Source organism: Bacillus seohaeanensis, from assembly GCF_042684945.1.
Classification (GTDB): Bacteria; Bacillota; Bacilli; order Bacillales; family Bacillaceae_B; genus Rossellomorea; species Rossellomorea seohaeanensis.
In genome coordinates this window covers 158,027-183,577 of the sequence record NZ_JBHUMF010000031.1, presented here as the reverse complement: position 1 = coordinate 183,577, position 25,551 = coordinate 158,027, and the positions used below count along the sequence as shown (strand labels likewise).

Genomic DNA, 25,551 nt, shown 5'->3' with positions numbered 1-25,551 from the left:
TGAGGATTCATCGTTTTTCTGACTCCATATCATCACAAAGAAGAATTGTATGTAGTAAAATACCCTCAAATTCTCACACGATAGGGACTTGAGGGTACTCCTTTTTCCTAAGGATACTTCGTACTCAATAATCTGGCCTATTAGTTTAAAAACGAAGACATGGGACAGTTCGTTCCAGCACTTCCCCTGGATTTTTCCAGTCTGTTTAATAGAAACGAGATGAAAATCACGGAAGTATCCATTCTTCTAATCTATGAAGTTGTTTTTACGATAGTAGTAACACTTTACCTTCTGTATGAATTAAAGCGAAACTTGATCTTATTGTTCAACCGATTTAGGGATTGCCAAAACGGAGAAAAGAATAGGAGAAAGGTTCATTGTCTCACTCCTTATAAGGATTATATTTCCTATCGAATAATTGCTATGAATATATGATGGTGGGAAAATTCCCCTTTTAGATTAAAAAGAAGACCGACTTAACGGAGTCGGCCTTTAGCATTTCCATATAATATCATCTTTCACTAACGCACCTATCGTTCAATAAAAAATTATTAAAGTTTTAGCTTTAAACCTTCATGCGTTGCTTTAAAACCTAACCGTTCATAAAACCTTAATGCATCTGGTCTTTTTTTATCCGTTGTCAATTGTACTAAATGACAACTACGTTCTTCTGCACGTTGAATTGCCCATTTTATTAGTTTAGTACCTACACCCTTTCCTCTTACCGAAGCGGATGTTCTTACTCCTTCGATAGTAGCTCTCCATCCACCTTGATGTGTTATATAAGGGGTAAAAGTAACTTGCTGTACCCCAACCACTTCATTGCCGTCACAAGCCACTATTAACTCGTTATTAGGGTCAGATGTAATAGCCTCAAATGCTTTTATGTAACTATTAGGAAGTGGATGCTCATACCGCTCACGTTTACTTCCCAAAACATCATCTGCAAGCATCGCAACAATACTATCTAAATCTTTTTCAGTAGCAAGTCTAAACCTTATTTCTGTTTCCAATTAACTCCCTCCTTCGCTAGTAGAACAAGGGTGCAATTCCTTATTCTGGATTAGCACCTATTATGGAATAATTGGGTAGTTTCTATAGGCGTATTTTTCTTGTATCCATCGTAAGCTGCTATAAAAAATTGACTCTTATAGTCACAACTACATCACACGAACCAACTTTTCCATCTCAAAGCTATCATTATTACCTATTTCACCAACTTATACATTAAGACGTCGTCTACATATTCATCATCGCTAAACTTGAACTCTTTTATTTTGCGCCCTTCCTCGACAAACCCTAGCTTGTTATATAACTCTATGGCTCTTGAGTTCGTGGAAAACGTGCCTAACGAAACCTTTTCAATTACTGGATGCTGCGATGCCCATGAGAGGATCTCACTGATTAAAAGCTTACCAATCCCCTTATTTCGATAGTCTTTCTGAAGCATAATGGCGATGGATCCTGTGTGTTCCATTCTTTTTCTATCTTGTGACAAGAACACGATCCAACCTACCACTTTTCCATTCATTTCTGCAACAAACATCGTTTCTCTTTCATGCTCGATGATCTTTTTTATCCATTCTTGGTGCTCTTCCACCGTTTTATTAAACTCTTCTGAAACCGCTATAAAATAGTCCTTTTCTTTAATAACCTCACGTTGAATATCAAGTACTGTTTCAGCATCTTCTATTCGAGCCGTCCGAATCATAGCTTTGTCGTCTTGTTTTGCTACCATGCTTTCCCACCTTTACAACATACTAAAGTACTTATTCTTCATCACATTCAGGCAATCCTTTTTTAAATAGCCCTATACACAAAGAAAGGACGCAATTCTTACTCAAGATAAGCAACCGTTACTTTAGGTACATCGCTTCCCTCTGTTTTAGTTTTTCCTTTTGAAAACTTTATTCCGCTCTATAACAGTACATCCATTATTCTGGAATGTTTTTAGCATTGGAAGGTTGTTATGACCTGTACAGCCAATATAATAAGTAGCCTTAAAGTCGCTTTTTAATATCTCTAGTGCTTGTTGATGAAGAAGTTTGCTTTTTCCCTTCCCTCTTTCACTTGGTATGATTCCAAAATAAAATAGCCTTCCTTCTTCTAAAGTCCCAGGTTCAATATGAGGCATAATTACTCCAATTGGATTTCCTTTATCATAAGCAATAATGCAAGACTTCTTATAGTTCGGACCTAATTCCACCTCTACACTTCGCATTTGTTCATCAATATTTAGTGAAGATGGTGCATTTAATGACCCTTTCATAGATTCTTCCCAAACACTTTTGAATTCTTTTGTTGAAATAATATCTAGATTTTTTAGGGAAAAGCCATATGTTGTGTTACTTCCATTTAAAGCCTTGTGAACAGTAATATTTTCATCGTGCATCTTAAAGCCATAGTCTATTAAAAGAGATTCTATCTCCTTGCTAACTTTACTATCTACAAGGAAATTTACATGTTTAGTATTTTTTATGAACGACTGTCCCATTAAATATGTTATAAGTTCCATCAGTTCTTGATTTGTTAGATTTTTTGTATCTTCAATTGTTACAAAACTATCTCCTTTTACAATTTTCACCTTTTCTAGCAATCCAGAATTGTGTTGTGTATCTTTTATTCCCATGCCGTTCAATCCCTTCAGCATAAATAGAAAAGTGGGACCAAAAATACGCCCCCACCCGTTCCTTACTTATTCGATTATGCTTCTAGCAAACAAATAATTACTTTTAAAGACGATCTATTTTGATGATTGCCTTTTTTAACTCTTGTACCTGTTAGCTTACTATTACCGAAAATAGTTACACATTAACCAATTGAGTGTCATAAGCAAATTCCACATTTATGCCAGAACTTTTCAACTTCTTTTCCAGCTCTTTAAATTCATTAAAACTTAATCCATTAACTTCTTCGATGTGTGTTAAGATTACATGTTTAGCATTAAGAGCTTTGACAATTTCTAATGTTTCAGTAAAAGTGGCTTCTTCCTTAAAAACAGGGTGATCTTCGGGTAATAATCTTTCACCGTTTAATGGGTGGAATTCAAATATACCTACTGGTAGAATTGCGAGGTCAACACCTATAACATCCTTATGTGGCTTCCAATTATTCAATTCGTCCGTAGCAATAAGCACTTTTTTATTATCGTTTTCAATGATAAAAGCATAAACATAATCCTCCGCCAATCTAAACGGAAAAATTTTTGTATTATTTAAAAATAAACTCTCTCCATCTTTTAGTTGATTTATGTTCGCATACCCTTGTGATTCAAAAAAGTTTAAATGGTCACTACTACCAAGGAATGTTTTGAAATCTATGTCTACTTGTTCTGGAAGATAAACGTCTATTTTCTTATTTTGAGGGGGATGGTGAATCCAGTCCGCACTTAAAGATTCAATAATTCTTCTTCCCATTACATGGTCCGGGTGCCAATGAGAATAGATAACACCCTTGACATCACTAATAGTAGAGCGGTTGATTTGATGGTAAATATCTTCTGGTGTATCTATCAATAAATTCGGACCATGTACAAATATACTTGGACCCATTCTACTAAATGGCACCCCTTTATTTCTTGCTTCTAAACAAACATCACAATGGCACAGTGGTCGTGGTATTGTTATGGCACCACCAGTCCCAAGAAATTCAATTTTCAATTCGAACAATCCCCCTTAACTATTTTTTCCATAGTTTAACATAATTGTAGTTATTGTGTTATATAGATTGCCATTTTGCACGCTATTTTAGATGCTATCATCCAATAATCGTTGAGATATAAGCAAAAGAAAAAGGATTCTCAAAAGTTTAATCAACTAATGAGAATCCTCTTTTATATACCTGCTGTTATCATTTTGTTGAAAATCGCTTTAACGCTCTTATTCATCAAGGGTTTTAGCAATCATTACATCATGCCACCAGTAAGTTGAGAGTTTGTACTATTTTTAGTGAGAGCCGATGCGACATTAAAATTCATGTTTCTTAAAACTTCAAAAGGTTTACGCTTCTATTTCCTTTAACATTTTTTTAAGCTCTTCAATCTTATACGCCCAACCATATTTCGCACCGTTGAATGCTTGATCTTCCTTGTCAAAGCCTGTATGGTCGAGATGTAGATATGTTGTTCCATCCTCTTCCTTCAATGTCCATGTGACGATCGTTTTTATCGGACCACCTATCCAGGTGTATGATAACTTATGAGGCTCATCCACTACTAATACTTCACTATCTACAATTAAATCTATTTCCTCATTACGAAACTGACATTTGTATCCGACAATGGGTTTAAAATTATTTTCCATTACCCATTGTGCAAGCGTATCTGAATTTGTTAAGGCTTCCCACACTTTACTGATTGGACTCTTAAATTGAAAATCTAATGATATATCTGCCATTATCTATTCCTCCACATGATAATAAAATTCTAATCTTTTAATCCTTTTCCATCTAAAATTTTCTGCATATATTTTTCAACTCTTGCATTTCGGGTTTTGGATTGTTTGGCTCCAGAGAAATAAAAAAGATATGCTCTTTGTCGTCCAGGTGTCAACGATTCAAATGCCGTTTTCAATGTAGGCATTTCATCGAATTTAGCTTGTAATTCTTCAGGAACGGTATAGGCTGAAGTTTCTTTGAATTCTACTTCCAAACCAGCTTTTTCTACCTCAACAGCATTATGAATATAGTTTTTCAGTATGCTTTCCATGTCTATTATTTCTTGCACATTGGTGAATCGAATTTGGCGTGCGGACTGCGTATTCTCCGTTTGTTGGATGAGTATATTATTAGGATCTTTTAACAAGACGCCTTTGTGAAACAAAAGGGCACAATATTCTTTAAAGCCGTGAATTAAAACAATATTCTTTCCATCTAACGTGTAACATGGATGCATCCACTTAAAATCTTCTGTTAGCCCACAACTTAAAACTATTTGTCTTAACTTTTCAAATTCATTCTTCCACTTTTTCTCTTTTTTTAGAAAACCATCAACCTTACGACTTGCACTATTTGTCATTGCAGAAACACCTTCCTTCCATTTTTCGAAGTCACAGTTAAGAACAATCAACCTTAATTTCTCGCAGTCATTTCGTTACTGTTGAAAAATCTGCTGGTAAATCTGTCTTTATCTATTCCTCCAATAAATTCTTTAATAATAACGCTTTTTCATTCCAAAACTTTTCATAAAAGGATAACCAATCTTTTACTTCCTGTAAGGGAGCTGTATTTAGTCGATACCTTGTTTCTCTACCAATTTTACGGTTGGTTACTAAATCTGCTTCTTTTAGGATAGTCAAATGTTTCGACACAGCAGTACGACCCATTTGAAAATGAGGAGTTAATTCATGTAGAGGCAATTCTTCAGTACCTGCCAACAAGCGTATTAATTTTCGTCTTGTTGGATCTGCAATAGCTACAAAAACATCATGCTTTTGGTCAGTATTGTTCAAGATTTTCTCTCCTTCATTAAAAATAGGACACTTATTGGTGCCCTTATTATAGGACACCAATAAGTGTCTAGTCAATATTATTTTCTCGAATTATTTCGGATCAAATCCGGGATGAAATTTAAAAATCCGAGATTGGAAATATTTATTTTAGAGTTACATTTGCAAACCGAGCCACTAGAATACCAATTAGCACCCCGGGGATTACTTGATAACTCCATACAGGTGTGTAAAATATCCAATCAAATTAAATTTTTCATTCCTATAGCCGAACAGAGGCAATAAAACGGCTTTATTTAGGCAGCCCGTCATTCAACTCTTGCCTCCGTTTGTTTAAGTACATTCTTTCACAAACATCCCCCATGATCTTTAGTTTTTACAGGAATGCTGCCCAGTTTGTTTTCACTATAACTAGCACTAAGTATAATCCACCAGAAATCAGTTTTCTCTGTTTTTAAGCTGTAGACGATTTAGAATTGGAAATCCCCGTCCTTCATTAGCAGGACTTCCATTCCGTCTTCTTTAATGCCCACTACTTTCATATCTTCGGTACCAAAGGTCACATTGACTAATAAAAGTGAAGTATTCAGACCCGCTGCCTTCAACTCTTCCTCAGATTGGTCCATGCCATTTTGAATATTGGAGGGAGAGGCATTTCCGATTCCAATATGACAGGCCGTATTTTCATCAAACAAGGTATTGTAAAAAAGAGTATCTGCCTGAGCAAGAGGAGATTTATTAGAGACTAAGGCAATTTCACCTAGATAATGTGAACCGTCGTCTGTTTCGATGAGATTTTGTAACACTTCTTGTCCCTTTGCGGCATAATAGTCGGTAATCCGTCCATCTTTAAAAATTAGATAAAATTCATCGATGACACTTCCCCCATAGATAAGAGGTTTAGTACCTACTAATTTGCCATTCACCTTATTTTTATGGGGAGCAGTAAATATTTCTTCTGTAGGAATGTTCGGAAAGAAAGGTATTCCATTTTTATCTATGACACCCCCACCGATATAGAGATGATGTTTAGGTAGACCAACGAATAAATCAGTTCCACGGCTATTTGTAAAATGCAGGGCTTCAAATTGGCTCTCGTTTAGGATTTTTTTCCGAGACTCGAAGGCTCTATTGTGACTCTCCCAATCTTTTATAGGATTTTCCCCATCTGCCCGAGATCCTTTTAAAATTAATTTCCATAATGATCGTAAAGCTTCTTCTTTACTTAGGTTGGGAAATACTTTCGTTGCCCATCCAACGTACGGGACAGCTAGAAGACACCAGCGTACCTCGTGGGATCTAATTTTCGCATAATACTCCCCCAATTTGGTACGAGAAGCTTTTTGGAAACGACTTATCCTTTCTGTAGAAACCTCCTTAAAGACATCTAAGTTTTCAGAAATAATATGGATGTAAGCAGCATCTGCATCGTCCCACTCCTTAAAACGGGCAGCCTGCCAATCAGGAAAGTGATCGATGACACTATCTGCTGCATTTAAGTAAAATTCTTTGGTAGACTGTTCATCTGTCCAATCTATAAATACATTTGAAGCTCCTGCCTCGTAGGCTACCGTTTGGATTAGACGTGCAAACGTAGCATTTTGTATATCACTATGAATAATCAATAATTGATTTTTTTGCAGATTTACCCCAGCTCCTACAGCAAGTTCTGCATACTTTTTTAACTGTGCTTCCCTTATATATTCATATATTCCTTTAATCATTTACTATCTCTCCTGTGATGTTCTTGTATAATTTTACTCCAGACCCCTGACCTACTTAACCTACTCGCCCTTTAACTCCATCACAATTATTTCAAAATTCCGTAACTTGAGCAATCGCTTTATACGAGAAAAAGGCCTGTTTATGGAACAAGAAAACCCCTGCATATTAACGCAGGGGTTATAGTCAATCTTTATTTATAAAATTACACGGTCGCTATTTTTTGTATTTTGAGGATTGGGACAAGGGATCTGTCCCTGTACCCCATTCTTCCCGTAAAATCCCCATTTTAATTGCATCAAAATACTCACCATCTACTGTTCTTGCATTTCTTATTCGTGCTTCCTCTTTCATTCCAATTCTTTCTGCTACCTTCATCATTCTTCTATTCCCTGACCAAGTAGACATACCTAACCTATGCAAATCAGTAGATGTAAAAAGAAAATCAATCCATAATTTATAGGCTTCGGAACCATATCCACCGTTCCAAAATTTTTTGTCATAAATAACAATACCCGTTTCAAGCCAGTTCGTGTTTTTATCCACCCAATATGAACCAACGTATCCAATGACTTTACCATTACCTTTTATAATTAGCGAAGCAGGAATGGCTGAAAAAATTTCTTGCACCCATTGTTTTCGGTATTCTTCTTTGCTTATCTTCTCTTCAGGAATATAAGGTCCGTTCCACTTCTTTGCTGCTTGTTCCTTTTCTTCATATTTCCAAAAATATAACTCATCAATATCTTCTTTTGTTGCCTCTTTTAACACGACTTTTTCTCCAATTATTTCAGGCATAATGAAAAATTCTCCCTTTTTTTTATCTATGCAATAACACCTTACCATATTTTATCTTCTTGAATTATACTGCGCCTTTACTCCAATAAGAAAGTGCGTGAAACCTTTTTGGTCAACGCACCCTCTGCTAAAATATTTAATCTGTTAACGTTATACCCATAATATGGTCAGTGAAGATTGCAAAACTTTCGGATTCAATCGGTTTATCAGGATTAGCAAACGGAACAATTTTCACATTATGTAAAATAATCATTGCGTAAACATTAACTATATTTCCATTTTCCATTATTCTAAAAGTGGTTTCTTCCGACTCAAGTAGTGCACGGTCTAACAACGGCATATTATCTTTGTCTGGCTCTTGCGTACTAATTTTATCCGCAACGATAAAAGAATTGGAGGTTACGATCCTAATCTTCCTTTTATGTTTAGTAGCTTCCTGTAATTCATCCAATACAGCCTGTGTTACCACAATTGATAGCTTTTTCATATCGTGTATTGTATTTAACTCATGTCCTGTAACAGTAAATTCCAAAAAAATCTCTCCCAAATACTATATTTAATATTCAGATTATAACATAAATTATCACGAAAGATGGAAATTACTGTTTAATTATCCTGTACTTGTTAATCTAAAAAAGCGTTAATCCTTTCTAGATTAACGCATCCGGTAGCTTAACAAGGTCATTTCATTAACCTTGCAATATCTATCATTTGTTTTTTTGATATTCTTGAACTTTCCATTTGTATATATGTTCCATCTTTTTTCCAGCAGAGTAGTCCACCTAAAATATCTTCTCCCTTATGGTCTAATTCACCACTATTTCCCCATTCAGAAAAATAACCCTTGATACCATTAATATCTACCTGCTGTGTAAGTGTGCTTTTGGGAACCCCATAAGATGAGTCCTCCTTACTTTGGCCAATAGCAACCATTAGCTTTGTATCCGTACTATTCATATAATGTAAACCGATTTGGTTGAAATCCCCTTTTCCTTCCCACGAATATGTTTTAATTTCTAAAGTCCAGTCATTTGGAACTTTGTTTGGAGTGACTACCTTAAAGTCAACTTTTTTCTTTATTTCTTGAACTGTAATGCTGTTGTCATTATACTTCATTTCTTTAGCTGTAATAATCATAGGGTTACTAACTAACAGAATTAGAACAATGACAAAACGAATAGGATATACCATTTTACTACCTCAATTTTAATGAAATTTTTGATAGTAGTATCTCCAAGTGTCCCTTTTTTATTAAATTAAACTGCTCGCTAGTCGAATAAGAAAAAGCCACCAAATTGGTAGCTGGATCTTTAACTCTTGTACCCGTTAATTGAATAAACAAAAATCTTATTCACTAATAATTGAAAGTCATTCATCATCCGAGTTGATAACTGGCTTTCCTTCCTTATCTAATAAAGGTGTTATTCCTCCAGCTTCTCCATACCAGCTAAATAAATAATGAACTCCAGTTTCTTTGTCCACCAACACTTTACAACCTGAGAGTGCTCCTATTTTTTCTTTATATATAACCTTAAGCCTATTATTTGAACTTTTACCAAACATATCTTAAAACCTCCATGTACTGTTGATGTTCAAAACGTGTATCTTTAGTTTTTATCTTAACAAACCAATGTCCTTCTGAAACTCTACTGCTCGTTAGTTTAAGAACAATTTTTGGAGGCATGGGGACATTCGTTCCAGTCCTTCCCCCGGATCTTTCCAGTCCACTTAATAGAAACGAGATAAAAATTACGGAAGTATTCATTCTCCTAATCAATGAAGTTGGTTTTCCAATAATAGTGACACTTACCTTCTGTATGAATTAAAGCGAAATTTGATCTTATTGTTCAGCTGATTCAGGGGTTGCCAGAACGGAAAGTTTCATTGTCTTACTTCGTTATAAGGATTGTATTCCCTATTGAATAATTGCTGGAAATCTTTCTTCTAATGCTGCTTCTATTTTCAACTTTTTTATAATTATTTTCCCTTATCATTGAATCTTCTTTTGTATAAATGTAACCTAATAAATAGTCATACTCTATAGGGGGAAAAATGAAGAAACTACTATTACTTTTTTTATGTACTTTTACATTATCATTAGTAGCCGCAGCTTGTTCAAACAAACCAGAGACTCCAAAAGATGTACTAAGTGCTTCGATAAAAGCAATGGGGGAAGTAAACAGCTTTCGTTCAGTAATTGAGGTTAACCAGGATACTACTTATGCTGAAACACCTTCAAAAGATGCGTCTACCATTACGATGGATTATATAAAAGAACCGGAAGCATTATATCAAACGACTCACCTTAGTCTTAGTGACGGTTATCAGAACTTCAAAGGAGAATTATATCTCGTTGAAGGTGATGTGTATGCAACCGATGTTCTTTCTAGGTGGACCAAAGGCACAGATGCAGGGGTTCATCCTTCTCTAGAAGCTACTAGAAAGCATCTTAGTGTAACATATGAGTTGCAATGGCTACATTCACATTCTGATAAGATACAAATGGAAGAAAAGGACGAACAGTATGTTCTGACGCTTTCAGGTTCAGGAAATACCTTTAAAAATTTCACTGAATACTTATTGGACATCACTAGGCCGGCATCATATTCATCACAGTTTGTAGATGATCTCGTGACAAACTCATTAACCTACAACGTATTCATTGATAAAGAAAGTCTCAGACCAGTAAACACCATTATCACTACTGATTTGGAAATGACGGTTGATGAAGGTTACAATTCGATAGAAACTATTCAAACAATCGAAGAAAGCTATTCAAATTTCAACGAAGTCGAACCTATTGTCCTTCCTGATGAGGTAAGTGAAAATCATATAGACTATACAAGTTCTGAAGACTAACAATCTAATACCCTATCTCATCCAATATATCAACTAATAATTTTCTTCTTCATTTGTATTTGGTTTAAAATTTGATAAAAATGATTAGGAGAGCTAAGATGCAAAAAAACGCAAGTTAGCAAAGAGATAATAATACATATTCGCCTTGCTTTGCTTTAAAAAATAGCACCGATTAAAAATAAACAAAATAGTTTTTATTTATAGGGCTTACTCCATTTACCTGTTCACTAACCTGCTCCTTTACTTCAATACCACAGGTGCGATCTTCCACTTGAAGAAACGCACCCGTACCTGAAGAACTGTTATTTTTTTAAACTGTCTAATAAAACATAACCAGATACAATTCCAGCAGTTGTTGTTAACGTAGTATTTCCTAACAGAATAAACTCTTTTGCGAATAACAATTTCACCCCAAAGGAAATGGACAAAACTGGTAACACTGCTATATATAAAGATGGTATTCCAACTGCGGCAACCTTAATCCAATCAAACGACCATTGCTTTTTTTCTTTAATCTCTATAACCAATTTAGGGAATCGTAATAACAATCCGATAAAAATAGGAAATATAGTAGCAAATATTATAAAAGGCATCATATTAAATGAATTACGCGATTCTTCTTTTAACCTCACTTCATACTTCATTCCTAGATAAAAAATAGATCCAATAACTACTGTAGAAACGAAATTAAATAAAAATCTTTTAATTTAAATCTCCCTCCTTTAACCTGTTTACTTTACTTATATTTATGAATGGCCACTATAAATATTTTAATATTCAAATAATAATTCTTATTAAGCTTTCTGCTCCATTACTTCGATAAGGAGGTGATCCTTCCTTATTGAAGCAATAGCACCTGTTTGTTGAACAACATTAAGAAATATTAATATACTTTCAACCATTTTAATTTTCAAAGTAAAAATTGGACATATTATCGGTAGGAGGTGATAAATAAGGTGGCTAACAAAAAGAAAACTTCCAAAGACATAGAAAAATACAGTACAGTAGATAATGGATATAAAAACGATCGGCACAATGATAATGCTAGGACAGCAGCAGCTTTTGAACCAGAATACCCAAGAATCAATACAGATAATCTTTAACAGTAGTATATCGGTTTATTTTTCATAGCACGCCAAATTACTAACAACAGTTCCCTTGTTATTCAGAAAACATTTAAAGATAAAAAGCCATGGATGATACTATCCTTGGTTACAAATTCATATCATATGGTTGTAGGTTTCCTGGATATGGACCAACCACCGTTTCCATTCGATTTCCTAATTATGCATGGCTTGGTACTTTCAATTCCAAGTTTTTTCTCCTTTAGTGTAATGACTAGGGGTGGCTGATATTTTCAGGAAGCGCCCCCGTTAATTGAAGATTGCCTATTCTAACTCAGACAATTTTTCTCCAGTTAACACTTCATATAAGATGACTGAGTTTTTTTCATTTATATGAGTATACTCACTTTGTCCTTTTATGATTTCTACTGTTTCCAAGGCGGGACTAATCCAAAGTTCGTATATTACAGGTTTTGCTTCAATATCAGGGTCTTTAAATTGAAACGTAAATCGAAAATCAGCTAACCTTGCCATATCCACTACTTTCTCTTCCCACTTTGCATCATTTAATATTTCCCTAACCTGTCGGACCTGTTCGTTATTACTTATTTCATTAAGGTTCCTATACTCATTTGTATCAGGATATGTACGTTCTTGCACCTCTATATTTTGTTCCTCGTTTGATATGTCATTAGAGCAGCCAGTAGCTAACATTGTAAATAAGATAAATACAAACAAAAGAAGTTTTCTAATACTTTTCATTTTTACCTCCTATTCTAAGGGGTAGGGGTTATTCCATTAACCTTCCCTTTAATTGAATATTTATAATTGTCCGTCATATCTTTATTTTAACATATATCTTATTAACCTTTGGTCTTACCCTACAAAATCTCGCAGTAAATCTCACTAAATTCACAGTCCCACCAAAAATTATTTACCCCCTTGTGAATTTGGATGTGATTTCGCATAAGATTAAACTATCGAAACTCAAATGAAAGCAGCTATAACAATTAAAAACGCACTGTGAATTCCATTGCGAAATCCAGTGCGTTTTACTTTGATATTTACTTGTTTGCACCTCTGAAGTAAACCCGTTACCTTTATACATGGGTGTCTTAATTTATGTTGTAAATCTGCATTTTCTGGACTGTACGCCCTCTTTAACTTCTCTTGTCACAAGTTATTTGATTTCAAGAGGACTAGGCGCTTGAAAGAGAAAAGAGAAAGACTTCTTTTGGAAGTACGTTAAAAAGAATATCAGACACCTAAATCGCGTCTGATATTCGCATCATCTTTATTTATAAGATTCCTATTTACCGTAAAGTTTTTAACGCTCCGCTCCAAGCAGTAACTTCATCAAGCATCGCATTTACATTATCAAGATGTAATTCTTGTGGTTTGAATTCACTCATATTCTCGAAATCTGTGAAAAGGGAAAGGGTTGGATGTGTGCGAACATCTGCTACTTTTATTTCCCCTAAAATACCTCGTAAATGCTCAGCAGCACGCGCCCCACCTGTTGAACCATAACTTACGATACCAGCTGCTTTGTTGTACCATGCTTCACGGGCAAAATCGATAGCATTTTTTAGTGCACCTGTAATACTGTGATTGTATTCTTGAACGATGAAGACAAATCCATCAAGGCTTGCCAGCTTCTCATTCCAATCCGCAATACCAGGTTCCGTTCCATCTGTTGTTCCTAAAAACGGAAGGTTAAAGTCAGCGATATCTACTATTTCATAATTTGCATCTTCACGTTTGTCAGCAATTCCCTTCACCCATTCACCTACTTGTGGGCTTACACGTCCCTCGCGAGTACTTCCTAAAATAATTCCAATGTTTAATTTTTCTGTTGTCATTGTAGTTTCCTCCTTCATTTGTTTTCCAAATAATTTTTCAATAAAACCCAATTCTCACACCGCCTACAAAAATTTATTTATCTATTTCGCTTTGAATAATTAGAGCAATTCCCACTGCTAGCCATGCACTACCTTTTACTACATTCTTATACGATTGACCACCTATATCTAACTGTCCAAGATCGGATTTATCCCGTCTTATACAGCTAACTCTATTGCATTTCCAGAAGGATCAAACGTGATAAAATGATTATCTTTTTCTACTACCTCTGCACCAATCTGCTTCAAATTCGTAACTGCTTGTTTACGAGTCTCTTCATTATCAAAAATGAGCGTAAACGATTCGAGACCTACACTATTATCAGACGGGGCCGGAGCACCTACACCATTCCACGTATTGACCCCCACATGATGGTGATATTTCCCGTAAGAAAGGAATAAAGCCTGCGCCCCAAATCGATTGACTACGTCCATTCCCAGTCCCTTTACATAAAATTCTTCTGTCTTATTCAGTTCTGACACGTGTAAATGAATATGCCCCATTACCGTTTCAGCAGGCATTTTTTGCCAAGGGTGATCCGGTGTAGCGAACGTAAGCAACTTTTCAAAATCTAATGGATCAACCGCCATAGCTACCTCATCGCCATTCCAATTCCATTTAGAAGGATCACGATCAATATAAATTTCAATCTCATTTCCATCTGGATCGTGTAAGTACAATGCTTCACTGACAAGGTGATCAGAAGACCCAAAGCGAATTCCTTTATTCACCAAATGAACGACAATATTGGCTAAATCCGATTGCTCTGGTAATAGAATGGCAAAATGATATAAACCAGTTGTTCTCCCCTGTTTTGGTGTAACATTTTCAGGTTGTTCCAGCGATAAAATACTCGTTTTTCCATCGGTTGTTAGCTTTGCTGTTGAAGCTGTTTGCTCTAAAATATCGAAACCAAGTATCTCCTTATAAAATGGTAAGGAACGTTCTAGCTGTTCCACTTTAATTTTGACATGTCCCACGAATGTAGTGGGCTTTGTATGAAATCCCATAATCAGCCTCCTAGAGTTATCCTTTTTATGATTTTAAAAACTTTTGATCCAATGATAGTTGCGATCCATCTGCAAAAACGAAATAAATCGATGCCGCTAATAAAACAAGGTCAAGTTCGTATCCTGCCATTTGGCCATTACCAAGAAAACCAGCGGAAAGTTTTGCCGTAAAAATAGCTCCTAACATGATTAGTGCAAATAACAAGGTTACAATTCGTGTTCCAAGTCCTAGAATTAATGCAATCCCCCCTACTAATTCAACTAGCGCAACAACATATGCTGTAAACCCTGGAAGCCCAAGACTATCAAAAAAGCCAACTGTATTTGAAATTCCACCTTGGAACTTTGATAATCCATGAATAAAAAATGTGAGACCTACTACTACCCTTAATATAACTTTTCCAATTTCGTTTTTATCCATTTTACCCTCTCCTTTTCTCATTAAGTTACTTTATGTAAGTAAGTATATTTATATAATTTAATAATGTCAAGTAAATAATTTTCAATTTGTAATTAAATATCTTTTTTTGTGGTACAATAGAAATGAAAAGAGGTGTATGTAAAAATGAAACAACCTACCATTTGCCCAAAATTTGAAAAGGCCATTTCGTTATTAAGTCAGAGATGGACCGCATTAGTTATCTACCAATTATTATTGGGACCACAAAGGTTTAATGAAATTCAATCTTCTATTGGTATAAGTGGAAAGGTATTATCAGAGCGTTTAAAGGATTTGGAGCTCCAAGGGGTCGTAAAACGGGAGGTTATACCCGAAACCCCCGTCATCATTGAATATTCTTTAACAGAAAAAGGACATTCCATGGAACCTATTTTAAAAACAATCGAGAAATGGTCTCAGGATTGGATTAAATTGGAAGCCGGTTCATCTGAAAATAATTAGAGGGAGTAAAAACTAAAAAAAGACATTAACAAAGTATTGGAGTACCTTTGTTAATGTCTTTTTTTATTAGAAAAGGATTTACTATCGCAACGATCTTTTAGAAATCAGATCCATAACTCGTTAGTAAAACTTATTTCATATACTCTTCAACTAATTCAAAGCATCTTTCTTCTGTCAGATTTGCTAGCACAGCCACATATTCTAAGTGTTCCTGTGTACCACCTTTATATTTTAGCGATGCTTTCAATGCATTATCATCTCTATACTCTATCCATTTCCGTTGTTCTTCTCTTAACTCGTCCATCTCTTCTGGTGGCAGTTGTTCCTTTAATTTTCCATAAATTTCATTCAACAATTCATCCCAAATCTCCCAGCGATCGTTTTCGACTTTTTTCAAAGCGTATGTCGAGGAATCGGTTGCTTCCAATTCTTCCGTTTCTTTTTTAGCATCCTTTAATTTTTGGAGATATTCTTCCTTCAGATTGCCTTCAGTATGATTAGTAGACGGGGCTTCTTCTTTTGCAGGTACATTGTCTGATGTATCCACTTTTTTGTTTGTATCCTTATTTTCTTGATCACTGACATCTGTATTAGTGTTGTCTGTATTGGAAGCATTCTCTTTTGAATCTGAATTAGAAGCTTCTTCTTTTGTGTCTTGAGTGACGTTATTATTTTCTGAATCATTGTCCGCCGGAGTACTAGACTCATCAGGTGAGTTCCCACAAGCAGCTAATATAACTAATACTATTATTAACATCCCCATTAAAACTCTATGATTATTTTTCATAACACTACTCCCTTTCTTCGTTTGTAATCTGGTTTTCTAGTATATTCTTTATCGTTTTTCAGCAACTCTGCCCGTTTATTGCGTACTGATAAAGTCGAGGATTATTGCTTTATGTATCTTCAGCAAGCAATAGCCGTTATTTTAAATGGAATTTCTCCAATTCAAACCCCTATAACAATGATTGCACTAACATACACTTACTCATACAGAAAGAAAAACCTTATTAAATGTACTAATAGGTTTTAGACTTTTTTTACACTTATTCTCAAAGGTCAAAACAACAATAGGTACGGCAATAGCAATAATTGTTGCTGTTAAATCAGTAGAAGTGAATGGCTTACTAATATAACTAAATAAGTAAAAACGAGTTAAGGCAATGACACCAAATACAATTAACTGTATGCTGAAATATTTAATGAGGTTCCTATCTCCTACACTCCTCTACACCTTTAGCTCCATATCTTACCACTTCAATACTAACATAATATGCCAAATATGAAACCGAATTATCGAATTATTAGCAAAGAAAAAGGCGATCAAATTCCACGATCACCTTGGTTAACTCTTGCACCCCTTTGTAGAAGAAAGAAATCTATTTGGTTAATTGTTTTATGTATGGATTTATGTAACTACGATATTCGTCAGTTAACCCTTTGGGTAAATTATTAAGATTAACATACTGTATAGCAATAGATTCTTGTTTATCAATTTTTATATTTCCTTTTACTTCCTTTGTTACATAAACAGCAGTTACTGAATACAATTCATCACCATTCGATACTTTAACATAATAATCTTGACCCGAAAAAACGCCTAATAGCTTCAGTTCCCCTACATCAAGTCCCGTTTCCTCTTTCACTTCTCTTCGTGCAGTATCTTCCAAACTTTCCCCTAATTCCATGAGACCACCAGGCAATCCCCAACCACCGTCCGTTCTGTGTTGTAATAATAATTCGTTACGATCATTTACTATTAAAACGACAGAGCCTGTTAGTATTAATGGTCTATGACCAACTAGTTTTCTTAACTCTTTAACATAATCCATATTTTTCAAGACTCTTTTTCATAGATTGTTGTTTTACTTCTAAACTCTTCCCGTTGATTTCCGTTAAAAACAACAACCTTTACGAAAATAGCCTTTTTAAAATCCCTCCATATCTTTTGTGATTTCTTTCTTAGGTGCTCCGAATTATTAAAGCATCGACCCCGTTAATAGAATAAGCTTATGATTAGTGCAATGGATGATGTTGCACTAAGTAAAAAACCATATAGATACTGAAAAAACCTAATAGAGTAATGGTTATGAAGAATATCTTTCTCCATTTTTTGCCCACAAAATAACTATTAACTAGGAAGTAATAGACCATTCCACATCCTAAAGTGAATAGGGCATATTCCAAGAACTCCCTTGCACTCATTTTGATTTCTTCCATCTGGAACAACTCTCCACTACTATTTAAAGAAATTGGAATTGTGATACTCTGTAACAATACCCCTCCAAAAATAACAATTCCCATAATGTTTAATACAGTTCTAGCTGTATATTGTTTCGTTGAAACGATTTTATAATTAGGTGATGTCTTATAATTAAGCTCCACATTCCCACCTCTCTAAAATTTCTTCTAATTATAAGTACGAACAAGGTTGTAAAAAGTTTCAAAATATTCGTTATTCTACTAAACTTCCATTTAAGAATAATCCGTCACAAACGCCACATTAACGTTAATATGCATATCCAATTTTGTTCGGGAATCTTATTCTATGTGGATCCTTTAAGTACAAGAAAAAAGACACTCTCCTTGCTGTTAGGAAAGTGCCCTTTAGTGGAGTAATAATGGTACATATTCTCCAGTTAAATTCTTATTTCAATTCAGACTAGCTTCGAATGAATCTATTATTTCCAAGAACCTTTCAGCTTCTCTGAATGTATGATCAGCCAAAAGGGGATGAATATTGCTCTTAATACGACAAGCTTCTATTAATTCCCTTGCAGTCTTCTTGAAGTCCCTTAAGGAGGAGACAGAAACTTTATTTTGATTTAAGAATTGAGTTAGAATGGGTTTCGTTTCAGATTGGGGTCGCATTGATTCCAAATCAACTGCCTGAAAAAGAAGTTGGTCAAAATCATGACTAAACTCTCTCGCCTGGTCAACTAATTTTCTTTCTGATGGATCAAGAAGATGTCCGATAAACTTTGCATGATCCGCCATAATTTTTAAGAAGAATACATTTTCTTCTATGATGGTATCAGAGGTTGGGGCTAATTTCCCTTCATTTAGTTCTTTTAAACGATTAGCAAAGTATGCAGCTTCTCTGCTAATATGGTCAACTAATAGAGGAAAATTGTTGCTGCCACGGATTTCGCAGCGTAGGGTTAAGCCTAAAACCTTTCTTTTATAACCCCATATTGAAGCTGCAGCTTGGTAAACCTCGGTATTGAAAGCTTGGACTTGGCGTAAATCTGAATTCACCGTAAATTTTGATAACTTTTCCTCAATCCTCTCAAACAACGAGATAAACTGCCGAGCTTCATCAATAAGTTGCTGCTGTTCATATGTGAATCCTAAGCTTAAAAATAAGGCATGCTCTTTCATAATCCTAGACCAAAATTTAATTTCGTCTAGTGATCTAGCAACAATCGGATTTACTGCCATGCTGCCCCTCCTTTGTTAGATACACTTCTATCCTATATATATGAATGAATGTTAATCCTAATTACCTATTAACCTAATGTAACTTATTTATATATGGAGTAACAAAAGAACTTGAATCATTTTAGCGAAAATCAATAATATTTATTTTTTAATTAATTATTATTGATTTTAATTAATTAAGTATTAAATTTACTTATTTACATTTTAAAATAATTGATATATAATCAATTCAAGTTAAAGGAAGGGATTTCAAAATGGCTTATAAAGTAATAACAAATTGTCCTGTCTGCAGCAAAACATTGAAGATTACGAAGTTGCAGTGCTCTCATTGTCACACAACGATTGAAAATGAATTTGAATTATCTAAGCTAGCGTCATTATCAAAGGATCAACTTCATTTTGTGGAAGTATTTTTAACATGTAGAGGAAATATCAAAGAAGTTGAAAAAGAACTGGGGATATCGTATCCGACGGTTCGAGGCAAGCTAACAGACATTATTTCATCCCTTGGATATGTGCAGAAGCAAAAAAAGGAAGTCGACGAAAAAAAGGTTGTCACCATGTTGGAAAATGGCGAAATCACTCCAGAAGAAGCCATTAAGCTATTAAAAGAGGACTAAGGAGGGATTTATTATGAAAGAGGAAATTACGAGAGTGTTAACAATGGTGCAAGAAGGGAAAATTGATGCAGATAAGGGATCAGAACTCATCCAAGTATTAAAAGAAAAGGAAGAAGAAACAGGCAGTAAGCAACTAGAACAACCGACTAAGTATTTAGACAAAACATTAAAAATTCGTGTTGTATCAGCTGAAAATGATAACGTCACAGTTAATTTGCCCATAAAACTTGTCAAGGTAGTATTAATGGCTGGACACAGCATCGCAGCAAGTATTCCCCAATCTGAAAAATATGTAAAAGATATTGACATAAACCTTATTATGGAAGCAATTGAAAACGAATTGGATGGCCAAATTGTTGATGTTAAGTCGGCAAACGGTGATACCGTTTCTGTCATCATTGAATAGTGATCTGTTATGCTACATATAAAAGTGAAAGCAAAAGACGTTCGGTTCACCATTCCAATCCCATATGCCATTTTAAACATTGGTATTTCCATTTTGTCTTCAAAACTTGTCCATCACCATGCCAACAAATGGACAAAAGAACATTTCGAAAGAAAAAAACTGGACTTTACTCTTCCACCGATAGACAAAAAAGCACTAAAACCAATCGTGCAAGAACTGAAAAACCAAAAAGGGCTCCTGCTGGTGGATGTCAAAGCTAAAGACGGTACGGAGGTAAAGATTAGACTATAATTAATTGAAATTACACCGATTACGAACTGGCTTTTTTATTTAATTCACGATCAGGAAACCACGTTTGCTTCGTTAAGAAAGGCCTAATTAAAAAAAGTCTAATGTCTCGCTTACAATACAAAGAAATTAGACTTTGGCTACTTCATAAAAGCGCCGGATTGTGGAAGATCTTTTTCTATTGAATAGTATCGTTGTACTGCGCAACAATCAATAACTTTATCAGAGTAACACTCGATAGCTTGAAACTTCTATTACCTTACATGAATATGGTTAACCGTAACCTGTCTATATACGAAAAAAAGGGGGTTCCCCCTTTCACTCAGTAATGATCATTTGTGCTATCTTTATAGTCTGTAGCTCTCTTTGAACAGTGCTTATTGACGAAATGCTACTCTTGGATCGTGTAGCCAATTGATTAGGTAACTCTTGAATCTTTTCCATGGAAGCAACTAAATCTTTTTCTAAACTTTTGTTTGTTTCTACTTGAATCTCATTTTCTTTCCAAAACTGAATTGCATCTAGCGTATTTTCTCCCATTTCCTGTATTGAATTAAAAAGTGATCCAGTTTTATCTACTGTAATTAAAACACTTGAAGATAGTTCAAAAACTTTACGAGCCTCTATAGTAGAATTCCTTAATTCATCAATCTGATAAATTAAGTTAGAGTTAAGCTCTTGTTCAATTTGAAATAACTCTTCAATGTTTTTTTCTTTTTGATATTTTTCAAATAAAATATTTAACTTTTTATGAGAATCACTCATTTCTTTTTTTATACCTGTTAAGTTCTCCAAATCAAGTAATATACTATTAATTTCATCAAGTTGAATCTTTGTTAAAGCTAAATTAGTACTTATTTTAATACTTAAGTTATCACCTATGTTACCTACAATAGGAAGATCAACAAAAGTGTTGACTCCTTTAACGACGGTAAATGCTGAGTCAATTTTGCCGATAGAATCCCTTATAAGAGCTAAATTATCCTTTAGCCACTCAACATTTTCAACTAATAAATTTATATCCTGATTGTATTTTTCTAGATCGCTAATTATTTTAGGTAGTTCTGTATCTATTACTTTTAACGAATTATTTCTTGCCTCATTTACTTGGTTTTTCATAGCAGTATATTCTGTTGTAGTATTAATCTCTTTTGGGTCACCAACACTATTGTTGACAACTATTTGACTAGCTGTATATCCGCTTAAACCTGATATTAGTATTGATAAAATAATTGTAATAAGAAACAAATATCTTTGAAATACCTGTTTCTGGTTATTTACAGCCCTCTCCTTCTCCACTTCCATATGTGGCTGATACCTCCTAAGTTACGGCAATTTTTTGTGATAATAACCAATATTAACCTTTTATATATAAACCATAAATGTCGTATTGTCGACTTACATTTTTATTATACGACGTTTTTTGAAGATTTTTGTCAACGTTTATCATACTTGCGAATATTTTATATAGATTTATCAATTAACCAAATTGCTGCGTAGTATAGGTCTACTACGCAATACAAGAGTTACTCCACAATCTGGTCCTTTTGTTGAAGAATACAAACTTATTCTATTAATTTTATCAGAAGTTGTCCTTATTTTATTGTAAAAATAATCAAAGCCGGTGAAATTTTACTCGTCGTAAAATTTCACCGGCTTTTTCATTTCAGAAGTAAGTTTTGTCCCAGCCTCTTCAAATATTAGATTATATACCTTTCCTTTAAGGCTACAGAAGTCGGTACTAGCGTTAACAATAAGATAATCTAACACCTAAAATCCCTAGTAGCTTACTAGTTTCGTAACGTCAATATGTAGCTTTGAAATATTTTCTACCTATGTTGTTTTTACATTGCATTCTCACCATATCTATTCAACCCAAGCACCATGATTTACACCACCCCATCGGGTAGGGTTTCGTCAGCTGGACTGTTACGGTAAATTCTCGCGCCTATTAGCTGAGCTTATAACGCGATTTTCCTTACTCAACAGCGTGCTATTCGACGCAGGGGGAGACTTCCAGAGCGTTACCTCCTCATTCGCCTCCTCGACATACCCCTTCAGTTTTAGAAATCTAAAACTGCCTGACCTTTACCGAAATTGTGTAACCACATTTCATTTGAGTCAGAAACATTTCGCACCCACAATCACGCCTAATTGTTTAAGATTGAAAGTATCTTACTTTATGTAATATTATTAGTTTCTCGGATCTACATAATCCGGATAATCCGTTATAATTGCGTCAACCCCCATATTTAATAGGAAATCCGCCGCCTCTTGACTACGTACTGTCCATGATCCAATTTGCATATCAAGAGAGTGAACTTGATTCACCAGTTCTTCAGTAACAATTCCATAGCTTGGGTTAAAATAATCGGCATATGTTGAAAATCCCTGTAAAGCTTGTTCTGTTATGTGTGCTCTCGAAGATGTTAATACACCGATTGGAACTTTAGGAACGAGATCATTCATTTTTTCCATTGATTTATGGTTAAATGATTGGATAATGATCTTTTCATTTTGTGGTTTATCAAGATTTCGTTCTTTTAATTCTTCTGCTACACTTTCTTCAATCCCAGGATAAAGCTCTGGAGCCTTTAATTCTATTAATATTCCAATTTTCCCGTGGTAACGATCAAGTATCTCATCAAATGTTGGGATATGTTCACCTGCAAATTGCTCACCTTTCCAGCTGCCTGCATCAAGGCTTCTTAGTTCTTCAAACGTGAAATCACCAACTCTTCCAGATCCATCCGTTGTACGATCAACTGTCGTATCATGGATAAGTACTAATTCTCCATCCATGCTTCTTTGAACGTCAATTTCAATATAATCTGCCTTCATCTCCACTGCTTTATCAAAAGCTGCAATCGTATTTTCAGGTGCATATGCTGATGCACCACGATGTGCAACATTGTCAACCTGTCTTAAATCTCCTGTTGTTTCTGTTGCAAAAGCTGTGCTTAGAGGACTGAATAATAACGTAAACGCTATCCCAGTACCTGCTAATAATTTTTTGTTCATGTTCTCCATCTCCAATCTAAAATAGTAGTACGACTATAATTATAGAAAAGAAATGTTGAGTCATTATGTAGTTAGGTTTACATCTAAATAATGATTTTGTAAATGAAGTTAGGCATTTTAGCTTAATTTTATTTACAATTCTACTTTTTATATGAACTAGAAGGGGTAGTGTCAAGAAAATACGGATTTACAACGTTAAGGAAATTCCCATATTAAAAATCCTAATTTCTCAACATTTATATTGAGAAATTAGGATTTTTTCGTTGCTCCATTAAAGCGCCCTTTTCTGGAACAATTTATTTAACATAATTTGTATTCATTCAACTGGAGAAAGTTCACTTTCTGTTACCCATTTATGATACATTACCTTTTCTCCTGTTTCAGTATCTGTGTAATCTACCATATATACAGTTGTTTGTTCTGCTGTATCAATGACAGCCGTAGCACCATCCATACCTTCCATATGTTCAGCGTTTAATACTACCTCATCACCGGGTTGAAACGGTTCATCACCAGCATTTTCAATTTCTTCGTGAATCACCCATTTATGATCCTCAACTGGTTCACCACCAGTTGTTGGAGTATATGTAACAGTATAAACTGTCGTATCAAAGGCACCAGATATTGTAGCTTCAGCACCATTCATTCCAGACATATGTTCTGCATTGATAATGGCTTGGCTTCCAACTGTATAGGTAGGACTTTCTGCTTCTTCTAAGCCTTCTGGGACATCACTTGAACCTGAATGATTCATTTCTTCTTGACTTGAATGGGTATTAGAATCTTCTTCATTCATCTCCATATTTTCGTGAGATTTAGTCTCCGTATTGGTATCATCATTTGGATCCGATTGTTCATTTCCACCACAAGCTCCTAAAAACATAGTTGTAAGTAAAGCAAGCAACCCTATTATTAATTGCCTTTTTTCCATCGTTACAACCTCCACTCGAATATTTTATAATTTTTCTTACTATCCAATTCTCTTGAAATATACCCATATACGGTATTGTAACAAAGTTTAGACAAGTTTAAAAACCTTTATTCAACTAAATGGCTCAATAGCAAAAAGACACGCCTTTTTAAATGCGCGCACAAGTTTCGATTAAGTTTAATTTGTATAGCCTTTAAAAATATTTACTATAAAAATCGTATCTCAATTTGCCACTTAGCTGAGCATATATTTTTGTGGTCTCACTCTTCTCATGACCAAGTAAGCTTTGGATCACTTTAAGTGACGCACCGTTATCAATCATATGTGTGGCATAGCTGTGTCGTAGTTGATAGGGATGAATACTCTTTTTTGCCCCAGCTCGATTTGATATTCGTTTGATTATATATCTCAGATTATCAATGCTCATACGCCTTTTTGGCCAACACCCGTAATAAATAAACAAGCCTCTACATCATCTCGTTCATCTAAATACCTTTTTAACCAAATAGAACAACGGGTATTAAAATATACTTCCCTTTCTTTATCACCTTTACCATGTACAATGACTGAATTCGTCCGAAAATTAATATCGTCTCGATTTAATTTTACAACTCTTCCTATACGGCAGCCTGTCGAATACATAAACTCAAATAGCGCATTCTCCATCGTTGTATGACAAGCTTCTCTAAGATGTTCAATCTCTAGTTCACATAAGAATTTTCGGATTCTTTTACCTAATTTCGGCCCTTTTAATGTCGCCGCCGGATGTTTCGGAATATAGCCTTCTTCATGTGTCCATTTGAATAGTGATTTAACGCAGCGAACCCTGTGTCCTAAACTAGATAGCTTTAAATGACCTCCTGCCTGTACTAGATATTCTTTTAGTTTCTCAGTAGTAAACTTACTTATGTCAATATCGCCGAAAAATCGTAATAAAAGGTTATATTGAAAGCAATATGTTTTTAATGTAAGTGGCAAATATCCCTCAATTTTTTTATCTTGTTGATACTTTTCCCACGCTTCTGATAATAACATTATTCTTTCACTCTCCTACTGTTTAAATCAATTAATCTAGATTCTATTATGTTCAAGGAGAGCCTTATTCATACGTAGGTTATTCCGAAATTGCAGACAATAACAAATT

General features: G+C 34.8%; 30 protein-coding genes and 1 pseudogene. 6 read left to right on the top strand and 25 right to left on the bottom strand.

Annotated features, from left to right (window positions below; genetic code table 11):
- Positions 1 to 551: 551 nt before the first annotated feature.
- The 12 genes from ACFSUL_RS14240 to ACFSUL_RS14185 form a co-directional block, all read right to left on the bottom strand.
- Positions 552 to 1,013, bottom strand: a complete 462-nt coding sequence (locus tag ACFSUL_RS14240; RefSeq protein WP_377936483.1) for a GNAT family N-acetyltransferase — start codon at positions 1,011 to 1,013, stop codon at positions 552 to 554.
- A 194-nt stretch (positions 1,014 to 1,207) separates the two neighbouring features.
- Complete coding sequence (locus ACFSUL_RS14235) at positions 1,208 to 1,738, bottom strand: GNAT family N-acetyltransferase (RefSeq protein WP_377936481.1); 531 nt, start codon at positions 1,736 to 1,738, stop codon at positions 1,208 to 1,210.
- Positions 1,739 to 1,885: 147 nt separating this feature from the next.
- Positions 1,886 to 2,629 carry a GNAT family N-acetyltransferase gene (locus ACFSUL_RS14230; RefSeq protein ID WP_071412028.1) on the bottom strand — a complete coding sequence of 248 codons (744 nt, stop codon included), beginning with the start codon at positions 2,627 to 2,629 and terminating at the stop codon, positions 1,886 to 1,888.
- 175 nt (positions 2,630 to 2,804) lie between these two features.
- Positions 2,805 to 3,659 (bottom strand): MBL fold metallo-hydrolase, encoded by an 855-nt coding sequence (locus tag ACFSUL_RS14225; protein WP_377936478.1) that lies wholly within the window; start codon positions 3,657 to 3,659, stop codon positions 2,805 to 2,807.
- A gap of 339 nt (positions 3,660 to 3,998) precedes the next feature.
- Positions 3,999 to 4,394: an SRPBCC family protein gene (locus ACFSUL_RS14220; RefSeq protein ID WP_377936476.1), complete on the bottom strand. Its 396-nt coding sequence runs from the start codon at positions 4,392 to 4,394 to the stop codon at positions 3,999 to 4,001.
- 29 nt (positions 4,395 to 4,423) lie between these two features.
- Entirely contained in the window at positions 4,424 to 5,014 is a 591-nt protein-coding gene (locus tag ACFSUL_RS14215; protein WP_377936474.1) for a YdeI/OmpD-associated family protein, read from the bottom strand.
- 112 nt (positions 5,015 to 5,126) lie between these two features.
- Complete coding sequence (locus ACFSUL_RS14210) at positions 5,127 to 5,447, bottom strand: ArsR/SmtB family transcription factor (RefSeq protein ID WP_377936472.1); 321 nt, start codon at positions 5,445 to 5,447, stop codon at positions 5,127 to 5,129.
- A gap of 467 nt (positions 5,448 to 5,914) precedes the next feature.
- Positions 5,915 to 7,168 (bottom strand): aminopeptidase, encoded by a 1,254-nt coding sequence (locus ACFSUL_RS14205; protein WP_377936470.1) that lies wholly within the window; start codon positions 7,166 to 7,168, stop codon positions 5,915 to 5,917.
- Positions 7,169 to 7,382: 214 nt separating this feature from the next.
- Positions 7,383 to 7,964, bottom strand: a complete 582-nt coding sequence (locus tag ACFSUL_RS14200) for a GNAT family N-acetyltransferase (protein WP_377936467.1) — start codon at positions 7,962 to 7,964, stop codon at positions 7,383 to 7,385.
- Positions 7,965 to 8,100: 136 nt separating this feature from the next.
- Entirely contained in the window at positions 8,101 to 8,496 is a 396-nt protein-coding gene (locus ACFSUL_RS14195) for a hypothetical protein (RefSeq protein WP_377936465.1), read from the bottom strand.
- Between the two features lie 149 nt (positions 8,497 to 8,645).
- The gene (locus ACFSUL_RS14190; protein WP_377936463.1) at positions 8,646 to 9,155 is read right to left on the bottom strand and encodes a DUF4367 domain-containing protein; all 510 of its coding nucleotides are present in this window, start codon (positions 9,153 to 9,155) and stop codon (positions 8,646 to 8,648) included.
- 177 nt (positions 9,156 to 9,332) lie between these two features.
- Complete coding sequence (locus tag ACFSUL_RS14185; protein WP_377936461.1) at positions 9,333 to 9,527, bottom strand: DUF6440 family protein; 195 nt, start codon at positions 9,525 to 9,527, stop codon at positions 9,333 to 9,335.
- 489 nt (positions 9,528 to 10,016) lie between these two features.
- Here ACFSUL_RS14185 and ACFSUL_RS14180 point away from each other — a divergent pair, with 489 nt between their 5' ends.
- On the top strand, positions 10,017 to 10,823 hold the full coding sequence (locus tag ACFSUL_RS14180) for a DUF6612 family protein (protein ID WP_377936459.1): 807 nt from the start codon (positions 10,017 to 10,019) through the stop codon (positions 10,821 to 10,823).
- A gap of 302 nt (positions 10,824 to 11,125) precedes the next feature.
- Here the strand turns inward: ACFSUL_RS14180 and ACFSUL_RS14175 are convergent, their stop codons facing one another.
- Positions 11,126 to 11,455, bottom strand: coding sequence for a hypothetical protein (locus tag ACFSUL_RS14175; protein ID WP_377936457.1), 330 nt, complete (start codon positions 11,453 to 11,455; stop codon positions 11,126 to 11,128).
- 324 nt (positions 11,456 to 11,779) lie between these two features.
- Between ACFSUL_RS14175 and ACFSUL_RS14170 the strand changes: the two genes are divergently transcribed.
- Positions 11,780 to 11,926: a hypothetical protein gene (locus ACFSUL_RS14170; protein WP_377936455.1), complete on the top strand. Its 147-nt coding sequence runs from the start codon at positions 11,780 to 11,782 to the stop codon at positions 11,924 to 11,926.
- A gap of 285 nt (positions 11,927 to 12,211) precedes the next feature.
- On the opposite strand, the gene ACFSUL_RS14165 is transcribed toward ACFSUL_RS14170, so the two are convergent.
- The 4 genes from ACFSUL_RS14165 to ACFSUL_RS14150 all read right to left on the bottom strand — a co-directional run bounded on the left by ACFSUL_RS14165 (position 12,212) and on the right by ACFSUL_RS14150 (position 15,220).
- On the bottom strand, positions 12,212 to 12,649 hold the full coding sequence (locus tag ACFSUL_RS14165) for a hypothetical protein (RefSeq protein ID WP_377936453.1): 438 nt from the start codon (positions 12,647 to 12,649) through the stop codon (positions 12,212 to 12,214).
- Positions 12,650 to 13,200: 551 nt separating this feature from the next.
- A complete protein-coding gene (locus ACFSUL_RS14160) occupies positions 13,201 to 13,800 on the bottom strand; it encodes an NADPH-dependent FMN reductase (RefSeq protein WP_377936451.1) in 600 nt (199 codons plus the stop codon).
- 147 nt (positions 13,801 to 13,947) lie between these two features.
- Positions 13,948 to 14,799 carry a VOC family protein gene (locus tag ACFSUL_RS14155; RefSeq protein ID WP_377936449.1) on the bottom strand — a complete coding sequence of 284 codons (852 nt, stop codon included), beginning with the start codon at positions 14,797 to 14,799 and terminating at the stop codon, positions 13,948 to 13,950.
- A 25-nt stretch (positions 14,800 to 14,824) separates the two neighbouring features.
- Entirely contained in the window at positions 14,825 to 15,220 is a 396-nt protein-coding gene (locus ACFSUL_RS14150) for a DoxX family protein (RefSeq protein WP_377936447.1), read from the bottom strand.
- Between the two features lie 144 nt (positions 15,221 to 15,364).
- Between ACFSUL_RS14150 and ACFSUL_RS14145 the strand changes: the two genes are divergently transcribed.
- Entirely contained in the window at positions 15,365 to 15,700 is a 336-nt protein-coding gene (locus ACFSUL_RS14145; RefSeq protein WP_377936445.1) for a winged helix-turn-helix transcriptional regulator, read from the top strand.
- Positions 15,701 to 15,830: 130 nt separating this feature from the next.
- On the opposite strand, the gene ACFSUL_RS14140 is transcribed toward ACFSUL_RS14145, so the two are convergent.
- The 4 genes from ACFSUL_RS14140 to ACFSUL_RS14125 form a co-directional block, all read right to left on the bottom strand.
- Complete coding sequence (locus ACFSUL_RS14140) at positions 15,831 to 16,487, bottom strand: lysozyme inhibitor LprI family protein (protein WP_377936443.1); 657 nt, start codon at positions 16,485 to 16,487, stop codon at positions 15,831 to 15,833.
- Between the two features lie 592 nt (positions 16,488 to 17,079).
- Positions 17,080 to 17,532 (bottom strand): NUDIX hydrolase, encoded by a 453-nt coding sequence (locus tag ACFSUL_RS14135; protein WP_377936441.1) that lies wholly within the window; start codon positions 17,530 to 17,532, stop codon positions 17,080 to 17,082.
- A gap of 184 nt (positions 17,533 to 17,716) precedes the next feature.
- The gene (locus ACFSUL_RS14130) at positions 17,717 to 18,085 is read right to left on the bottom strand and encodes a hypothetical protein (RefSeq protein ID WP_377936439.1); all 369 of its coding nucleotides are present in this window, start codon (positions 18,083 to 18,085) and stop codon (positions 17,717 to 17,719) included.
- Positions 18,086 to 18,352: 267 nt separating this feature from the next.
- Positions 18,353 to 19,141, bottom strand: a complete 789-nt coding sequence (locus ACFSUL_RS14125) for a DUF2935 domain-containing protein (protein ID WP_377936437.1) — start codon at positions 19,139 to 19,141, stop codon at positions 18,353 to 18,355.
- Between the two features lie 254 nt (positions 19,142 to 19,395).
- Here ACFSUL_RS14125 and ACFSUL_RS14120 point away from each other — a divergent pair, with 254 nt between their 5' ends.
- Genes ACFSUL_RS14120 through ACFSUL_RS14110 form a run of 3 tightly spaced genes read left to right on the top strand, consistent with a single transcriptional unit; the run spans position 19,396 to position 20,458 of the window.
- Positions 19,396 to 19,761 (top strand): DUF2089 domain-containing protein, encoded by a 366-nt coding sequence (locus ACFSUL_RS14120; RefSeq protein WP_377936436.1) that lies wholly within the window; start codon positions 19,396 to 19,398, stop codon positions 19,759 to 19,761.
- Positions 19,762 to 19,774: 13 nt separating this feature from the next.
- Positions 19,775 to 20,167: an SHOCT-like domain-containing protein gene (locus ACFSUL_RS14115; RefSeq protein ID WP_377936434.1), complete on the top strand. Its 393-nt coding sequence runs from the start codon at positions 19,775 to 19,777 to the stop codon at positions 20,165 to 20,167.
- Positions 20,168 to 20,176: 9 nt separating this feature from the next.
- A complete protein-coding gene (locus ACFSUL_RS14110; protein ID WP_377936432.1) occupies positions 20,177 to 20,458 on the top strand; it encodes a hypothetical protein in 282 nt (93 codons plus the stop codon).
- A 315-nt stretch (positions 20,459 to 20,773) separates the two neighbouring features.
- Here ACFSUL_RS14110 and ACFSUL_RS14105 read toward each other — a convergent pair whose 3' ends face one another.
- The 4 genes and pseudogenes from ACFSUL_RS14105 to ACFSUL_RS14090 form a co-directional block, all read right to left on the bottom strand.
- The gene (locus ACFSUL_RS14105) at positions 20,774 to 21,760 is read right to left on the bottom strand and encodes a hypothetical protein (protein WP_377936430.1); all 987 of its coding nucleotides are present in this window, start codon (positions 21,758 to 21,760) and stop codon (positions 20,774 to 20,776) included.
- 888 nt (positions 21,761 to 22,648) lie between these two features.
- Complete coding sequence (locus ACFSUL_RS14100; RefSeq protein ID WP_377936428.1) at positions 22,649 to 23,476, bottom strand: glycerophosphodiester phosphodiesterase; 828 nt, start codon at positions 23,474 to 23,476, stop codon at positions 22,649 to 22,651.
- A gap of 316 nt (positions 23,477 to 23,792) precedes the next feature.
- Positions 23,793 to 24,407, bottom strand: a complete 615-nt coding sequence (locus ACFSUL_RS14095) for a YdhK family protein (RefSeq protein ID WP_377936426.1) — start codon at positions 24,405 to 24,407, stop codon at positions 23,793 to 23,795.
- Positions 24,408 to 24,600: 193 nt separating this feature from the next.
- Positions 24,601 to 25,442 (bottom strand): annotated as a pseudogene (locus ACFSUL_RS14090) (tyrosine-type recombinase/integrase).
- Positions 25,443 to 25,551: the final 109 nt, after the last annotated feature.

What these genes read in the sequence shown, in the direction of transcription:
- ACFSUL_RS14235 (WP_377936481.1), bottom strand. Translation starts at nt 1,738, where the DNA reads ATGGTAGCAAAACAAGACGACAAAGCTATGATTCGGACGGCTCGAATA.
- ACFSUL_RS14230 (WP_071412028.1), bottom strand. Translation starts at nt 2,629, where the DNA reads ATGGGAATAAAAGATACACAACACAATTCTGGATTGCTAGAAAAGGTG.
- ACFSUL_RS14220 (WP_377936476.1), bottom strand. Translation starts at nt 4,394, where the DNA reads ATGGCAGATATATCATTAGATTTTCAATTTAAGAGTCCAATCAGTAAA.
- ACFSUL_RS14215 (WP_377936474.1), bottom strand. Translation starts at nt 5,014, where the DNA reads ATGACAAATAGTGCAAGTCGTAAGGTTGATGGTTTTCTAAAAAAAGAG.
- ACFSUL_RS14205 (WP_377936470.1), bottom strand. Translation starts at nt 7,168, where the DNA reads ATGATTAAAGGAATATATGAATATATAAGGGAAGCACAGTTAAAAAAG.
- ACFSUL_RS14200 (WP_377936467.1), bottom strand. Translation starts at nt 7,964, where the DNA reads ATGCCTGAAATAATTGGAGAAAAAGTCGTGTTAAAAGAGGCAACAAAA.
- ACFSUL_RS14190 (WP_377936463.1), bottom strand. Translation starts at nt 9,155, where the DNA reads ATGGTATATCCTATTCGTTTTGTCATTGTTCTAATTCTGTTAGTTAGT.
- ACFSUL_RS14185 (WP_377936461.1), bottom strand. Translation starts at nt 9,527, where the DNA reads ATGTTTGGTAAAAGTTCAAATAATAGGCTTAAGGTTATATATAAAGAA.
- ACFSUL_RS14180 (WP_377936459.1), top strand. Translation starts at nt 10,017, where the DNA reads ATGAAGAAACTACTATTACTTTTTTTATGTACTTTTACATTATCATTA.
- ACFSUL_RS14165 (WP_377936453.1), bottom strand. Translation starts at nt 12,649, where the DNA reads ATGAAAAGTATTAGAAAACTTCTTTTGTTTGTATTTATCTTATTTACA.
- ACFSUL_RS14155 (WP_377936449.1), bottom strand. Translation starts at nt 14,799, where the DNA reads ATGGGATTTCATACAAAGCCCACTACATTCGTGGGACATGTCAAAATT.
- ACFSUL_RS14150 (WP_377936447.1), bottom strand. Translation starts at nt 15,220, where the DNA reads ATGGATAAAAACGAAATTGGAAAAGTTATATTAAGGGTAGTAGTAGGT.
- ACFSUL_RS14145 (WP_377936445.1), top strand. Translation starts at nt 15,365, where the DNA reads ATGAAACAACCTACCATTTGCCCAAAATTTGAAAAGGCCATTTCGTTA.
- ACFSUL_RS14140 (WP_377936443.1), bottom strand. Translation starts at nt 16,487, where the DNA reads ATGAAAAATAATCATAGAGTTTTAATGGGGATGTTAATAATAGTATTA.
- ACFSUL_RS14135 (WP_377936441.1), bottom strand. Translation starts at nt 17,532, where the DNA reads ATGGATTATGTTAAAGAGTTAAGAAAACTAGTTGGTCATAGACCATTA.
- ACFSUL_RS14125 (WP_377936437.1), bottom strand. Translation starts at nt 19,141, where the DNA reads ATGGCAGTAAATCCGATTGTTGCTAGATCACTAGACGAAATTAAATTT.
- ACFSUL_RS14120 (WP_377936436.1), top strand. Translation starts at nt 19,396, where the DNA reads ATGGCTTATAAAGTAATAACAAATTGTCCTGTCTGCAGCAAAACATTG.
- ACFSUL_RS14115 (WP_377936434.1), top strand. Translation starts at nt 19,775, where the DNA reads ATGAAAGAGGAAATTACGAGAGTGTTAACAATGGTGCAAGAAGGGAAA.
- ACFSUL_RS14110 (WP_377936432.1), top strand. Translation starts at nt 20,177, where the DNA reads ATGCTACATATAAAAGTGAAAGCAAAAGACGTTCGGTTCACCATTCCA.
- ACFSUL_RS14105 (WP_377936430.1), bottom strand. Translation starts at nt 21,760, where the DNA reads ATGGAAGTGGAGAAGGAGAGGGCTGTAAATAACCAGAAACAGGTATTT.
- ACFSUL_RS14100 (WP_377936428.1), bottom strand. Translation starts at nt 23,476, where the DNA reads ATGAACAAAAAATTATTAGCAGGTACTGGGATAGCGTTTACGTTATTA.
- ACFSUL_RS14095 (WP_377936426.1), bottom strand. Translation starts at nt 24,407, where the DNA reads ATGGAAAAAAGGCAATTAATAATAGGGTTGCTTGCTTTACTTACAACT.